Source organism: Vibrio mytili (assembly GCF_049563345.1).
Taxonomy (GTDB): domain Bacteria; phylum Pseudomonadota; class Gammaproteobacteria; order Enterobacterales; family Vibrionaceae; genus Vibrio; species Vibrio mytili.
The window spans coordinates 1,014,751-1,029,330 of the sequence record NZ_CP110482.1 but is presented as its reverse complement, the minus strand read 5'-3'; the positions used below and the strand labels follow the sequence as shown (position 1 = coordinate 1,029,330).

Annotated in this window: 10 protein-coding genes; 9 read left to right on the top strand and 1 reads right to left on the bottom strand. The window is 43.5% G+C overall.

Annotation, left to right across the window (positions count from 1 at the left end):
- The first annotated feature begins 133 nt into the window (after positions 1-133).
- From ONE56_RS18120 to ONE56_RS18090, 7 genes are all read left to right on the top strand, one after another.
- Positions 134-1,141, top strand: coding sequence for a LacI family DNA-binding transcriptional regulator (locus ONE56_RS18120; protein ID WP_041153996.1), 1,008 nt, complete (start codon positions 134-136; stop codon positions 1,139-1,141).
- 18 nt (positions 1,142-1,159) lie between these two features.
- Positions 1,160-2,410 (top strand): ABC transporter substrate-binding protein, encoded by a 1,251-nt coding sequence (locus ONE56_RS18115; RefSeq protein WP_041153995.1) that lies wholly within the window; start codon positions 1,160-1,162, stop codon positions 2,408-2,410.
- Positions 2,411-2,472: 62 nt separating this feature from the next.
- Positions 2,473-3,462 carry a carbohydrate ABC transporter permease gene (locus tag ONE56_RS18110; protein WP_041153994.1) on the top strand — a complete coding sequence of 330 codons (990 nt, stop codon included), beginning with the start codon at positions 2,473-2,475 and terminating at the stop codon, positions 3,460-3,462.
- Between the two features lie 91 nt (positions 3,463-3,553).
- A complete protein-coding gene (locus tag ONE56_RS18105) occupies positions 3,554-4,360 on the top strand; it encodes a carbohydrate ABC transporter permease (protein ID WP_415679421.1) in 807 nt (268 codons plus the stop codon).
- Between the two features lie 14 nt (positions 4,361-4,374).
- The gene (locus ONE56_RS18100; protein WP_041154111.1) at positions 4,375-5,724 is read left to right on the top strand and encodes a GH1 family beta-glucosidase; all 1,350 of its coding nucleotides are present in this window, start codon (positions 4,375-4,377) and stop codon (positions 5,722-5,724) included.
- Complete coding sequence (locus ONE56_RS18095; RefSeq protein WP_423840661.1) at positions 5,724-6,815, top strand: ABC transporter ATP-binding protein; 1,092 nt, start codon at positions 5,724-5,726, stop codon at positions 6,813-6,815. The genes ONE56_RS18100 and ONE56_RS18095 overlap by 1 nt, the downstream gene beginning before the upstream one ends.
- 70 nt (positions 6,816-6,885) lie before the next feature.
- Positions 6,886-9,297 carry a GH36-type glycosyl hydrolase domain-containing protein gene (locus ONE56_RS18090; protein ID WP_423840660.1) on the top strand — a complete coding sequence of 804 codons (2,412 nt, stop codon included), beginning with the start codon at positions 6,886-6,888 and terminating at the stop codon, positions 9,295-9,297.
- A 39-nt stretch (positions 9,298-9,336) separates the two neighbouring features.
- Here the strand turns inward: ONE56_RS18090 and ONE56_RS18085 are convergent, their stop codons facing one another.
- Entirely contained in the window at positions 9,337-10,278 is a 942-nt protein-coding gene (locus ONE56_RS18085; protein WP_423840659.1) for an aldose 1-epimerase, read from the bottom strand.
- A gap of 65 nt (positions 10,279-10,343) precedes the next feature.
- Between ONE56_RS18085 and ONE56_RS18080 the strand changes: the two genes are divergently transcribed.
- Together ONE56_RS18080 and ONE56_RS18075 are read left to right on the top strand one after the other, a co-directional pair.
- The gene (locus ONE56_RS18080) at positions 10,344-13,421 is read left to right on the top strand and encodes a GH116 family glycosyl hydrolase (RefSeq protein WP_423840658.1); all 3,078 of its coding nucleotides are present in this window, start codon (positions 10,344-10,346) and stop codon (positions 13,419-13,421) included.
- Positions 13,422-13,551: 130 nt separating this feature from the next.
- Positions 13,552-14,568, top strand: coding sequence for a LacI family DNA-binding transcriptional regulator (locus ONE56_RS18075; RefSeq protein WP_423840657.1), 1,017 nt, complete (start codon positions 13,552-13,554; stop codon positions 14,566-14,568).
- Positions 14,569-14,580 lie beyond the last annotated feature (12 nt).

Sequence of the window (14,580 nt, the reverse complement as noted above, 5' to 3'; positions counted from 1 at the left end):
AATAACTCTCAATGTTTCTTAATACTGAGTTTAACGTAAAAGTTTAGTGTGACAATACTCACTAAAACTATTCCATGATTACTCAATAATTAGTTTGTAAGCGTTTTCAAGTGTCTTGGGAGTAGAGGTAACGGTGGCAACGATTAAAGACGTATCTGAGCATGCGGGGGTATCTCAGGCGACAGTATCCAGAGTTATTAATGGTACGAGTCGGGTGAGTCACGACAAGAAGTTAAAAGTTGAAAAAGCGATAAAAGAGCTGGGCTATCGCCCTAATTCTATCGCCCAAGCTTTAGCGTCGAGTCGAACTGGCAGCGTTGGAATTGTTGTTCCAGAACTCGGTGGCCCTTTTTATTCGGGCATTCTCCATAGCCTAGAAGAGCATCTGCGTCGCTTCGGCTACCATGCTGTTGTGACTGCAGGTTCAAATAATGAGAAGGAGCAACGTGAAGCGGTTGAATTTTTATTGGGACGTAAGGTTGATGCCTTGATTCTTCATGTACAGAGTCTGAGTGATGATTACTTGATTAATTTGGAAAGTCAGGGTGTCCCCGTCGTTTTATTGAACCGTTTTATCCCAGAGATGAGTCGGAGCTGTATTGATATTGATAACGAGTTTGGGGGGAAACTCGCGACTCAATATCTCTTAAAAATGGGGCATACAGAAATTGCTTGCATTACAGGTCCTTTAGATAAGTCTGATGCTAGAGGACGCTTACAAGGCTATCGAAAAGCCTTGGAAGAGGCGGGGTTAGAGTATAACGAAGTATTGGTTTCTGAAGCGGGTTTTACTGAAGAAACGGGTGTGAGTGCGACACAAAAATTGCTGAAGAGGGATTGCCAATTCACTGCCATTTTTGCGTCAAATGATCATATGGCATTTGGAGCATTTGAGGTGTTGCGGGAAGTGGGTTACTCGATTCCTGATGATGTTTCACTTGTCGGTTTTGATGACATCATCTTTGCTCGTTATCTCACCCCCTCTTTAACCACCATTAATTTTCCTATTGAGCAGATGAGCATTGAGGCGGTACAGCTCATTTTGCAAAAACTTAAAAAGACCAAACCAGATGTGAATTTCAAACTAAGCCCTGCGTTAGTTGTACGAAATTCTGTCAAGGATAAAACGAGTACCCTATAACTACACTAAGGATAAAGCATGAAATTTAAGACCTTAGCACTTTCAAGTGCAATTGCATTGGGACTTGCTACAACAGCATCAGTATCTGCAGCAGATAAAGAGATCCGTTTTGATGGTTTCCCTGACTTTGACAGCAGTTTGAAAGTATTGCTGCCAGAATTTGAGAAAGAAACGGGCATCAAAGTTGATTACCTGATGAACAACCATGGCGATCACCACACCAAGCTAACCACTAACCTTGCAACGGGTTCAGGTGCGGGTGATGTGATTGTCGTTGATGTGGAGAAAATTGGTCCCTTCGTTGCCTCTGGTGGCTTAGTTAACTTGTCTGAAAAATATGGCGCGGATAAATTTGCTGACAGTTTTGCACCTTACGCTTGGGCTCAAGGAAAAGGTGCGGATGGCGATGTGTATGGTATGCCTGTCGACCTAGGTCCTGGTGTGATGTATTACCGCACTGACATTTTCAAAAATGCTGGTATTGATGTTAAAGAAGCGATCAAAGATTGGGATTCATACATCGCAGCGGGTGAAAAACTAAAAGCGCAAAATGTTCAGTTGATTGCTTCAGCAGCAGACGTCGCTCAGGCAATTATTTTTACCACAGTCCCTGAAGGTGAAGGTCTATATTTTGATAAAGACGGTAATCCAGTTGTTACTTCTGAGCGCTTTGTGCACGCATTTGAAGTTGCTAAGGAAATTCGTGATAAAGGTTTAGATGGCAAGATTCTAGCTTGGTCAAACGAATGGTACGAAGGTTTCCGTAACGGTACGTTTGCAACTCAGTTATCAGGCGCTTGGCTACTTGGTCACTTGAACAACTGGATTGCTCCAGACACAGCAGGCAAATGGGGTGTATCACACCTACCTGATGGTATTTATGGTAGCTGGGGTGGCTCGTTCCTATCTATCCCAACTCAATCGACTAAGCAAGATGAAGCTTGGAAACTGATTGAGTACATGACAACTCGACGTGATGTTCAGCTAAAACACTTTGAAACAATTGCCGCATTCCCAGCTAACGTAACGACTTACGATGATCCTCTATTCGAAGAAGAAATGCCTTTCTTAGGTGGGCAGAAGGCGCGTTTGTTGTTTGCTGAAGTTGCGAAAAATATCAAGCCAGTCGCACCGGCAAAAGGTGATCATGTTGCGCGTTCTATCGTTCTAGAGAATGCATTGATGGAAGTGCTGGATGAAGGCAAAGATATCAAGACCGCACTTGAAGAAGCAGAGCGCTTAATCAAGCGTCGTACACGCAATCTGTAAGCCAAAGTTGTTTTAAATTTGGGGGGCGCAATTTGCGCCTCCCTAGGTAAGAGGTTGTTACAATGAATTCTCCTATAAGTAACGCAGTAGAAACATCAAAAAGAGAAAGTATTTTTTCTCGCCTAAATTTGAAAGCGCTTACGCCGTACTCGTTTCTGTTGCCGTTTTTAGTTATTTTTTCTGTATTTGGAATATTTCCGTTACTTTTTTCAGTTTTCTTGTCGTTTCATGAATGGAACCCTGTCGAAGGGATTGGTGCGATGGAGTACGTGGGACTTGAAAATTACCATATTGCTCTGACTGACCCGTGGTTATGGCGTTCTCTACATAATACGTTTTGGTTAGCGATTACATCGGGAGTGGCGCAACATCTCATCGCCATTCCAGTCGCTTACATTCTTGTATCAATGGGTGATCGAATTCGTCATTGGCTAACGTCAGCTTACTTTCTACCGTACATTACATCAACGGTCGCTGCGTCACTGATCTTTTTTAATATGTATTCACCAAGCTCAGGCATCATTAACCAAACGTTGATGACGCTAGCAGACAGTTCTCTGTTTGGCTGGGCATTCGCTTGGGTGAATGATTACCAACCGATTCGCTGGTTAGATGATGCGACGCTGATCAAACCATCTATCGCCATCATGGTATTTTGGAAGTACACAGGTTTTAACATTGTTTTGTATACCACAGGTTTGATGACAATACCGAAAGACATTCTTGAAGCTGCTCGTATGGATGGTGCCAACGCGTTCCGCCGCTTCTGGAATATCTCACTACCTATGATTCGTCCATTTGTGTTTTTCGCGGTGACGATGACCATTATTGGTAACTTGCAGTTGTTCGAAGAACCGTTTGTATTGACCCGTGGCGGCGGTGGTACCGGTCAAGCTGGTCTGACTATCTCTATGTACCTGTACAAAGTAGGTTGGGAATGGCTTGAAATGGGAACGGCTTCAGCTATCTCTTGGTTATTGTTTGCCCTGATTGCTGCTTGTACTTTGGTTCAATTCTTCTTCTTCGGTAAAAAAGGGTTAGGGGAGCAATAACATGACGGCTCAATCTACTACATCAAACTCGTCGGTATGGGCCGCTATTAAGCCTAGCGATATTGCTATCGAACGTTTTACTAAGGTTCTAATGGTGGTTCTGGGACTGATTTTAGTTGTCTCGGCGATTATTACTGTCTTCCCATTTTTTTGGTCGGCTCTGTTATCAACACGTGATCGCGGTGAGATTTTTGGTACAGGCATCAGTTTTGCTATCGGTGATAGCCTGGCAATTAACTATGCCAAATTGCAAGAGATCATGCCTTTTTGGAAGGCAATGTTTAACTCGATTTACGTCGCGTTTCTAGGAACAACGATATCGCTATTGTTCTGTAGTATGGGTGGTTATGCGTTCGCAGTTTTTAAGTTCCGTGGCAAAAATATTTTGTTCGGTATGCTTGTTGGCTCAATGATGATTCCGCCTGTACTTAGCCTCATCCCATACTTCATGATCGTAAAGTTCTTAGGGTTGTTGGATAACCATGTTGCAGTATGGCTTCCGTTCACGACGACGCCATTTGGTATCTTCCTAATGCGTCAACACGTGGTGGCGTCCATTCCTAAAGAGCTACTTGAAGCCGCGAAGCTAGATGGTGCTGGTGAATTTAGAACTTACTGGAGTGTGGTGTTACCACTCATGAAACCAGCCCTTGCAACATTGGCCATCGTTCAGTTTGTCTTCTTCTGGAATATGTTTATGCAGCCGTTAGTTGTACTCAATTCACCAGAAAACTATGTAATTACTCAGGCATTACGAAGTGTTCAAGGTATTCCAAATACACCATGGGGCGCGGTGATGCTAGGAACCACTATCTCGATTCTACCACTCGTTGTGACCTATCTGTTTGCGTCAAAACAGATGATTAGCGGTTTAACTTCTGGTGCAGTAAAAGGTTAAAGAAAATTATGACTATAAATAAATACCAATTGCCGAAAGACTCGGCGCTTCTTACCCAAGATTTCGTTTTTGGTGTCGCTACATCATCTTACCAAATTGAAGGTGGTGTGAATGAAGGGGGCCGTACCCCTTCTATTTGGGATACGTTTTGTAAGACTCCAGGAAAAGTAGACAAAGGCGATAACGGCGATGTTGCTTGTGATCATTACCATCTATGGCAACAAGATATCGAAATGATTGCAGGCCTAGGCGTAGACGCATACCGCCTGTCAATTGCTTGGCCAAGAATTCTGCCTCAAGACGGTGTGGTTAACCCAGAAGGCTTGAAATTTTATGAACAGTTAATTGACGAGTGCCATTCTCGTGGTCTGAAGGTGTATGTAACTTTGTACCATTGGGACTTACCACAATACCTCGAAGACCGTGGTGGATGGTTAAACCGTGAAACGGCATATAAATTTGCTGAATATGCTGAAGTTGTAAGTGCGCATTTTGGTAACAAAATTGATGTTTACACCACATTGAATGAACCGTTTGTCTCGGCATTTTTGGGCTACCGTTGGGGCCAACATGCACCTGGCATTAAAGGGGAAAAAGAAGGCTTCTTAGCTTCTCATCATCTGATGTTAGGTCATGGCCTTGCAATGCCGATACTTCGTAAGAATGCACCTGAATCTAAGCATGGTGTTGTATTTAACGCGGCACCGAGTTATCCAGAGAGTGCAAAAGATCAAGCTGCTGCTGATTATTGTGATGCGGAAGGATTCCATTGGTTTATTGATCCAGTACTTAAAGGTGAATACCCAAGCGTAGTCGTAGAAAAACAGCAGGCGAATATGCCAATGATCCTTGAAGGTGACTTGGAAATCATGTCTGCACCGGTTGATTACATTGGTATTAACTATTACAGCCGAAATGTGGCTCGTTTCAATGACAACAATGAGATTGAAACGATCAAACCAGAGGGGGCTGAATACACTCATATTGGATGGGAAATTTACCCACAAGGTCTAACAGATCTTTTGGTAAGAATCGATCAACGTTATGACAACGTCCCGCCTATATACATCACAGAGAATGGTGCGGCTGGGAATGACGCCATCGTTGATGGTGCGGTAAACGACGAACAGAGAGTTCGTTACTTCCAAACTCACCTAGAAGCAGTAGACAGTGCTATTCGTGCAGGTGTTCGTGTTGATGGCTATTTCGCCTGGAGTTTGATGGATAACTTCGAGTGGGCGTTTGGTTACGAACAGCGTTTTGGAATCGTCTATGTTGATTATGAAACTCAAAAAAGAACATTGAAGCAGAGTGCTATCGCGTATCGCAACATGCTGCTAGAGCGCGCTGAGGAGAACAAGTAATGGCAAAAGTAGAATTCCGTAACATTAAAAAATCCTTTGGAAACGTCGATGTAGTTAAGCACTTTGATTTCACGGTAAATGACGGTGAGTTTGTGGTATTTCTTGGCCCTTCTGGTTGTGGAAAATCGACAACACTGCGTATGTTAGCGGGTCTTGAAGACATCACTTCTGGTGAAATCTTTGTCGATGAAAAGCTAATGAACAAGATTGATGCTAAAGACCGTGACTTGGCGATGGTGTTTCAAAGCTATGCTCTTTACCCGCATATGTCGGTCTATGAAAACATCGCTTTTGCGCTCAAGTTAAAAGGTATGAATAAAGCAGATATTGATGTGGAAGTACGCAAAGCAGCAAAAATGCTTGAGCTAGAACCGCTACTGGATCGTAAGCCGAAGGAGCTTTCCGGTGGTCAACGTCAGCGCGTAGCAATGGGGCGTGCGATGGTGCGTACTCCCAAAGTATTCCTATTTGACGAACCGCTTTCTAACCTTGATGCCAAGCTGCGTGGTGTGATGCGTGAAGAAATCAAACAGTTACACGGCGAGCTTAAGACAACCACTATCTACGTAACGCACGACCAAATCGAAGCCATGACACTCGCGGACCGTATTGTGATTCTAAAAGACGGTTATGTCGCTCAGGTTGGTACGCCAACAGAAGTGTTTAAACGTCCAGCCAATAAGTTTGTTGCTCAGTTTATCGGTAACCCATCAATGAACATGTTAGATGCGAAATTGGTGAATGAACAAGACGAATTTTTTATTGCTCTAGGAGATGTGAATATCCCATTACCTGAACGCTTTAAAGCCCATGCATCAAAGAACTTAGCGTTGCATTTTGGTATTCGTCCTACCGATATTCATTTGCGTGCCGAGCAAGTAGAGCACGACCGTGTATTGCCAGTTCGCGCTAAAATCAAAGATAAAGAACTGCTTGGAGCAAGCATTTTATTGAGAACTGAGATTGGTGGTCAGTTGTTAACGGTCGAGACGCAAGCCGCAGAAGTCGATACCCAAGAGATCACGCTCTACATTGATTTAGATTCTGTTCACTTGTTTGACGCATTAAGTGAAAAATCACTGGCTCACTAATTTCCATACCCAATCTCTAAGAACAAATTAATAATTGGTCCCCAGTCCACTGGGGACTAAGGATAGTGTTATGAAATTCGGATATTTTGACGATAATAATAAAGAATACATCACCACCACGCCTTGCACGCCAATAAAATGGTGTAACTATGTTGGTACACTGGAGTTCGGTGGTTTAGTTGACAGTAACGGTGGCGTTGTGTTGTGTAAAGGTGACCCAGCACTCAACCGTATCACGAAGTACATTGCCCAGTTGCCTAATTCTGATTTTAAAGGATCGACGGTTTACCTAAAAGTGACCAACCGCGAAGGCAACGTTGAGGTATTTTCACCTTTTTATACTCCTACGCTAAAACCGTTAGAAAAGTTTGAAAACCATACGGGACTTTCTTACACCACAATTATTGCTGAAGGGTACGGCGTCCGTTGTGAAGCCACTTTGTTTGTGCCTAAAGATGCGCCAGTATTACTTGAAGATATCAAAATCACAAACATCAGCGATGAAGCGCTACACGTTGATGTTGTTCCTGTCTTTGAATTCACTCACTTTGATGCGTTAAAACAATTAGTTAATGCAGACTGGGTACCACAAACCATGACGCTTAAGGCGCATCAACAAGCATCAGGCCACACCGTTTTAGAGCAATACGCTTTTATGAAGCGTGACTATGCAGTAAACCTAATGACGGCGGATCGCCCTGCGACCTCTTTTGATGGTGACCGTCAGAAGTTCCTTGGCAACTTGGGTTATGGCAGTTGGGCCGCTCCTGAAAAACTATTCACCGATGAACTAGGAAACAGTGAATGTTTGCGTGGAGACAATATTGGTGCGTTGAATCTACGTTTAGGCTGGATTGAACCTAAGCAAATGGAGCGTACAGTTGTACAGTTAACGCAAATGCCAAGTCTCGAGCAGGCTGAGCCTATGCTTGAGAAGTACCGAGACCATCAAGAAGTGGACAAAGCGTTGGATGCGCTTGCTAATCACTGGGATAACTACCTTGCGGCAGTACAGGTAGAAACACCCGATCCAGCCATGAACTCCATGCTAAACATTCATAACCCACGCCAATGTCACACGACGAAAAACTGGTCGCGTTACTTGTCGTTGTACCAACTTGGTTACGGAGCACGAGGCATTGGTTTCCGCGACTCTTCTCAAGACACACTTGGCGTCATTACACATATGCCAGAAGAAGCACGCGAGTTTATCGAACGCTTACTTTCGGTGCAAAACATCGATGGTTCAGCGATGCATCAGTTCTTCCCATCAACGATGGAAGCAAACGCCGGTGATTCGCGTGAAGAAGAAGACCGTCCCGATTATTACGGCGATGATCATCTTTGGATTGTATACGCGGTTACGCAATACGTTAAAGAAACCGGTAATGCTGAGTTCCTAAATAAGGTTATTCCGTTTTATCAGAAAGATGCACAAGGCCAACCTGTCGAGTCGGCGAGCGTGTGGGAACACTTATGTCGTTCTATTGAGTTCACTCGAGGCAACACAGGCCAACACGGATTGCCATTACTTGGCTTCGCGGACTGGAATGACACGGTGAATTTGCCAACGGGTGCAGAATCTCTCATGGTTGCTAGCATGTACGGCAAAGCGTTGCTTGACATGCTTGATCTGTGTCGCTTGCGCGGTGAAAGTGACCTGGCAGAGCGTTATCAAGCTCAATACGAGCAGATGAAAGCAGTGGTGAACGGATGCGGTTGGGACGGTAACTGGTTTATTCGTTACTTTGATGAGCAAGGATACCCTGTTGGCTCACACATCAACGAGCAAGGCCAAATCTATACCAACGGTCAAAGCTGGCCTGTGATTGCAGGGTTTGCAGAGGAAGAGCGTGCGACGCAGGCACTAGACTCTGTCTACACTAAACTGAATACGGCAAATGGCATTAAGTTATCTACCCCAGGCTACAATGGCTTTAATCCGAATCTAGGTGGGGTCTCTACCTACCCACCAGGCGCGAAAGAAAACGGCGGTATTTTCTTACACTCTAATCCTTGGGTGATGATCGCGGAAGCGAAGATGGGTAATGGTGACCGTGCTTACGAGTACTACCGCCAGATCAATCCAGCATCGAAGAATGACGCTATTGATATCTTTGAATCTGAACCGTACTGCTATCCACAAAATATTCTTGGTGACGAGCATCCTCAATTTGGCCTTGGCCGAAATGCCTGGTTATCGGGAACATCTTCATGGACATATGTTGCTGGTACACAATGGATTTTAGGCGTACGTCCTGATGTTGATGGTTTGATTGTTGATCCTTGTATTCCATCGGAATGGGAAGAGTTCCGTGTTAAACGTGTGTTCCGCGGGGCTACGTACAATATCCATGTGACGAACCCAGAGAAAGTGAGCAAAGGTGTCGTGGAGTTACGTGTTAATGGTGAAATCCTAGACGGTAATAAAGTGCCAGTCTTGCCTGAAGGAGAACATAAGGTTGAAGTTCGTTTAGGTTAAAGTTTAAAGGGGAGTGTTGCGCTCCCCCATTTCGTTAAATTAGCCATAGTGAGCTTGGCATTGCCAACTAAATTGATTGCTTTCTCCAGGTGCCAGTTCTAGTAACCCTATATGGTTATTAAATGCATCAGCAGGACAGGTCATCGGTTCAATAGCAATACTAGATTCTGACGGGGGAGTATAAAGCTGCACGAACGAGTAACCTTGGTTCTGTTGGAAATGTAAAGACGCGTTTTTATCTTCACGTAGCAACATCACCGTTTGTTCGCAAGGATCGCTAAATTGATAACAATGATTGAGCGTTAAGCCTGTTAGCAATGTAGGATTAGAGAATAGATTGCTCGATACGCATTCACCAGTGGGTAAATCGTGTTGGTGTGTCAGCTCAGTATGAGGTGACATGGACAGTTGGCATTGTTCGAGTTCGCAACCGAGAGAAAAGTAAGGGTGCCAAGCATCTCCAAACGGAAAGTGTTCGGTTCCTAAGTTGGTTATCGTTGTATTGCAACTCAACACTCCTTGGTAGTTAATGCGGTAACGTATATCGAGGCGAAATGCGAATGGGTAACCATCGGCTAACTTGCTTGTTTCGAAACGAAATATGGCTTCTGCGTACTCGCTATTGGCTTCATGTGCTACGAGTTCGAACGGTTGGTTATAGAGCAACCCGTGTACAGCATGCTCTGACCAAGGAAAATTGGCAGCCAGTTTATACTCACGTTGCTTGTAGTTGTAGCGACCTGCATTTAAACGATTTGGAAAGGGGAATAACTTCGCACTACGGGAAAAGAAAGGATGAGATTGAATTAATTCTTCACTGTCTTTGTACCCAGTGATAAATGAAAATGGACTGTGGTTTACTCGATATTGATTAATAATGGCACCGAAGTCTTGAATAATATCGACTTGGATGCCTAGTTCAGAATTTATCAAGGTTGTGGAGTTGAATTCTCCAAAATTATTTTTAATTAACTTAAACATAAATAGTCTCCTTTTTATTAGATAGTAAAGGAATAGTTTAATTATTCAATGTCGGATTTAAAATTATGATAAATAAAATTCCATATGCATCGTATTCAGGTCAGGCTGGGGAATTATGTAGTAAAGGAAACGCGGTAGAATTTATTCAACCGTGGTATGTCCCGATCTCTACAACCCCAGAAAATACGGGGATGGCTATTGGTGGCATAGGCTCCACCTTTACCTTAACTCCACAAGGCAACACGCCAAACTTTAGTTTTATTCCGGGAATATTTGTTGATTGTGAACATGAAGACATTCACTTTAATGACTTTTATTTTTCGGTTATGGATGAGCATTCACTTGAAAATTTAGAAATTCTAAATGTCGATGAGTTGTTAAACTTTTTGAGATATTATCCAGCCGACTTTTCATTCGATATTTCACAGTGTGATAATAAAAATGACATTTTAAATGGAATAAAGGATTGTTTAAAAACAGGTCTGTTCTATTTAAATAATAAAACTAACTTCGAACGCTGGCACATTGAGTTGTCTGCTAAAACTCAGCAATCAATAGCGAAAGATGCAACTAGCATTGAAACGCAATTGCTGGTGGTTATCGATTTCTTTAATGGTTTATTGGTGAATAGCTCCACGCGAGCTTTGTCACTTACGGCAAACCAAGTGTCGAGTGTGGAATCAATCGACGCGAATAACATCGATTATCGTGCCCTTTATCCGATTGCAGAATATGAGTATCAAGGACTTGAGTCTATTGTTTTAACTCGTCAGGTTGTGTCTCCAATCGTTAAAAATGACCAAACACTTTGCAGTTTGCCGATTCACTGGAACCACTTTGAAGTGAGCAATGAAGGCGAGCAAACTCAACTGGTTACCTTGGTGCAACCATTGCGTAATTTGATTGGCTCAACCTATAAAAAAGCGCGAGATGGCGTTCAAGATTCTTGCAGTTATTTGGTGCAGAATGCGATTAAACAGCAGCATCAGCTTATATCTATCTCAGGGGAGGCGTATGAGTTCCAAGGCGTGAGTATGACATCAAACTCACCATACGACGGCGACATCTCTGGTGAGATTTTATATGGTGTGCATACTCAATCTGATGATGTGGCATTGGATCAAGTGACGGTTACGATTAAGCCTCAGGTATACAGCAGTAAAACCGATCCACAAGTTGAGAAAGCATTAAAAACCGGCCGAACCAATCAACATTTTGATCATGGCATTTATAGCGGCAGAGAGGCGTTAAGCGCCTTGGTTTGTGTTCAGGTGATGCTAAAGCCGGGTGAGACAATCGCGCTTAGGTTTGCACAAGTGATGGACCACAGCAAGATCATGTTAGATGGTTGGGAGAGTGAAAAAGCGTATACCCGCTACTTCCCTGCAGAGTCGCGAGCGAAAACTATCCTTAATCAGACATTACCGAGACTGAATGAGATCGAGCAGAACATTGTTGATCAGCAACGAGAGTTCCTCGAGACGGCAGAAAGCAACTTTGTTGATCAAGACAGTGCACTGCGTTACTCAACCATGGCAATGAATAGTTTGTCCTTTTTGGCGGAATCTACCGTATGGGATAAAGACAATGTACTGTTGGTTAAAGAGTGTGTTGATTATCCATTTTTTAACTCATTAGATGTCTATTTCTATGGCTCGTTTTCTTTGCTTTACTTGCTACCAGAACTTGATGGTTGTGTCATGAAACATTTCGCTAATGCCATCTTAAGCAGTGATGACAAGCTTCGACGTTTCTGGGAGTACGAAGATAAGCCGTTTGCTGAGCTGATAGACGAGAAGTACCAAGGGGTAAGAGCTGTGCGAGGTGCAGTGATTCACGATTTGGGAAGTCCTTACGATATTCAGCCTGACGCTTACAGTTGGCATAACGTCAAAGAGTGGAAAGATCTAGCGCCAAAATTCATATTGATGGTTTTTCGTCATTGGCAAAAAACCGGTGATCGTGATGTTGTAGAAAGCTGTTGGGAATCCGTTAAGGAAAGTATCGATTATCTCACCAAACTGATTGAACCTGGAGACGCATTGCCGTTAACTCGTGGTACTGATGATACTTTTGACAACCTTGCGTCTCATGGTATTTCGATCTATTGCGGCAGCTTATGGATAGCAGGGCTGCGCGCAGCGAGTGAGCTTGCTGTGCTACTTGGTGACGTCGAATTGTCCTGTGACTATTCGCGCCGCGCTGAGGTTGCACTTGATATATTAGAGCGTGGACTCTGGGATGAAGAAGAAGGATATTACCATTTCTTTGTCACCCCAATACAAGCCAAGCATTTAACTGGGACTGGCTTTGAACCACTTGAAAAGCTCGGTTTAACCTTGACAGGCGATGCAATACAAGATGCAAGTAAGGTGAACGCGTATTTGGATGCTTATGAACTCAATGTGGGGTGCAGTAAGCGTGAACAGCGTATGGCCAAAAAGCAAGCATTGCTGGAAATAGCACCGCAGGCATTTCATGCTGAATTTGCTGAGTTGGAAGCGGACTCAGATAACAGTTTCGGTGATGCGTTACTCGCGGATAGTTATTTAAAACTGGTCGGGTTACCTGGTTTATTTGATTCTTCGCGTATTGAACGTACGTTAGATTTCATCTACCGGACTAATTATGTTGCCAATAGTCCTAAATTGGGTGTTGCGAATATGACTCTGGCCGATGGTCGTCCTCATGAGGCGTTTCAGGCTCAGGATGTTTGGATTGGCGTTCAGTTTAGCGTTGCAACTGCGTTACGCCTTGCTGGTAAGCAGAAACAAGCAGAAACTCTGATGGACGCAGTGTATAAGGCACTGTATGAAATGGCGAAAATTCCTTTTGCCGCACCGGAAGGTTTTAACTGCTCGGTGACCGTGAGTCACGATGATTTAGCACAACGTTTTGGTTTAACGCGAGAGGTGGCAAGCAACTTAATCAACCAACTCAAAGACCTTGGTCACTTGTTTAATGATGGTCGAGTTAATCCCGACCTTAATCCAAGCCCAGAAGCATTTAAGTTAAGTTTAACAGCGTTGCCAGCAAGCATAGACTATTGCGAACTTCACACGTGGTTATTGAGTACTGGCCTTAAGTATACCGCAGGACGGTATTTCCGACCTGGGATGATCTATGCCTATCTCTACCGATAGCACTTAGGGTTGATGTAAACGCCACAAACGTGGGATTGATAATGACAATTCACTCAATCCCACGTTATATTCATTGCTTAATAAATTTATTCATAGTTGTAAATCTATTCATAAAAGGCAGAATCAGGTTATGGTCAGGAAAAAGAATAAAGTTCCCACTTTATACGATGTAGCAAACTTAGCAGGAGTATCACCTAGTACTGTTTCACGTTTCCTAAACCGAACTACTTATGTCTCAGAAGACAAAAGCCATAAGATAGAGCATGCCATCACTTCTCTCGGTTACAAACCTAACTTTCAGATGCAACAGGATAAAAATCGTCGCTCGATGACCATTGGCGTTTTAGTTCAGCATCCAGACAGCCCTTATACCAGCAGCATTCTCAATGACATGGAAAGAGTTCTGATGGCGCAGGGCTATTCTTTGGTTTTAGCGACGGGACATTGGCAAAATAAATTAGAGGTGAATGCACTTGAATATTTGCTGAAGTGCGCTGTCGATGGTTTGATCGTGGTTACGGGGAGTTTGAGTGAGGAGCTGATTTTAAAAACGGCGAAATCGCTCCCTGTTGTTGCAGTCGGATACAATATCGAGGGAGAAAACATTCGTTCATTACGTTTGGATAACAGCCTTGGCGGCTATATGGCAACGTTGCATTTGTTGCAGCTTGGTCATATGAATATCGCGCATATTAAAGGTTTAGACAACCAACCGGATTCTAAAGCACGCTTTCAAGGGTATAAAAAGGCTCTGTTAGAGGCGAGTATCAAGCCGAACCCTAAGCTGATTATGCAAGGTGATTTCAGTGCTGAATCAGGGTATCAAAAAACAATTGAATTAATCGAATCTAAAATACACTTTTCGGCTATATTTGCTGCCAATGATCAGACTGCATATGGTGCGATTAAAGCGTTGACTGACCGAGGTTTGCGTGTACCAGAGGATGTATCCGTTGTTGGGTTTGATGACTTACCTGTATCCCGCTATTTCACTCCAGCACTGACGACATTACGTCAACCGATAGAAGAAATCGGAACCTTATGTGCAAGATCAATGTTGAACTTATTGGCAAGAGAAAATAACGAAGCGAGATTGCCTCCGATTGATCTCGTCGTGCGGCAATCAACAAAATCGATTTATCGATAGGACTTTCCTGAA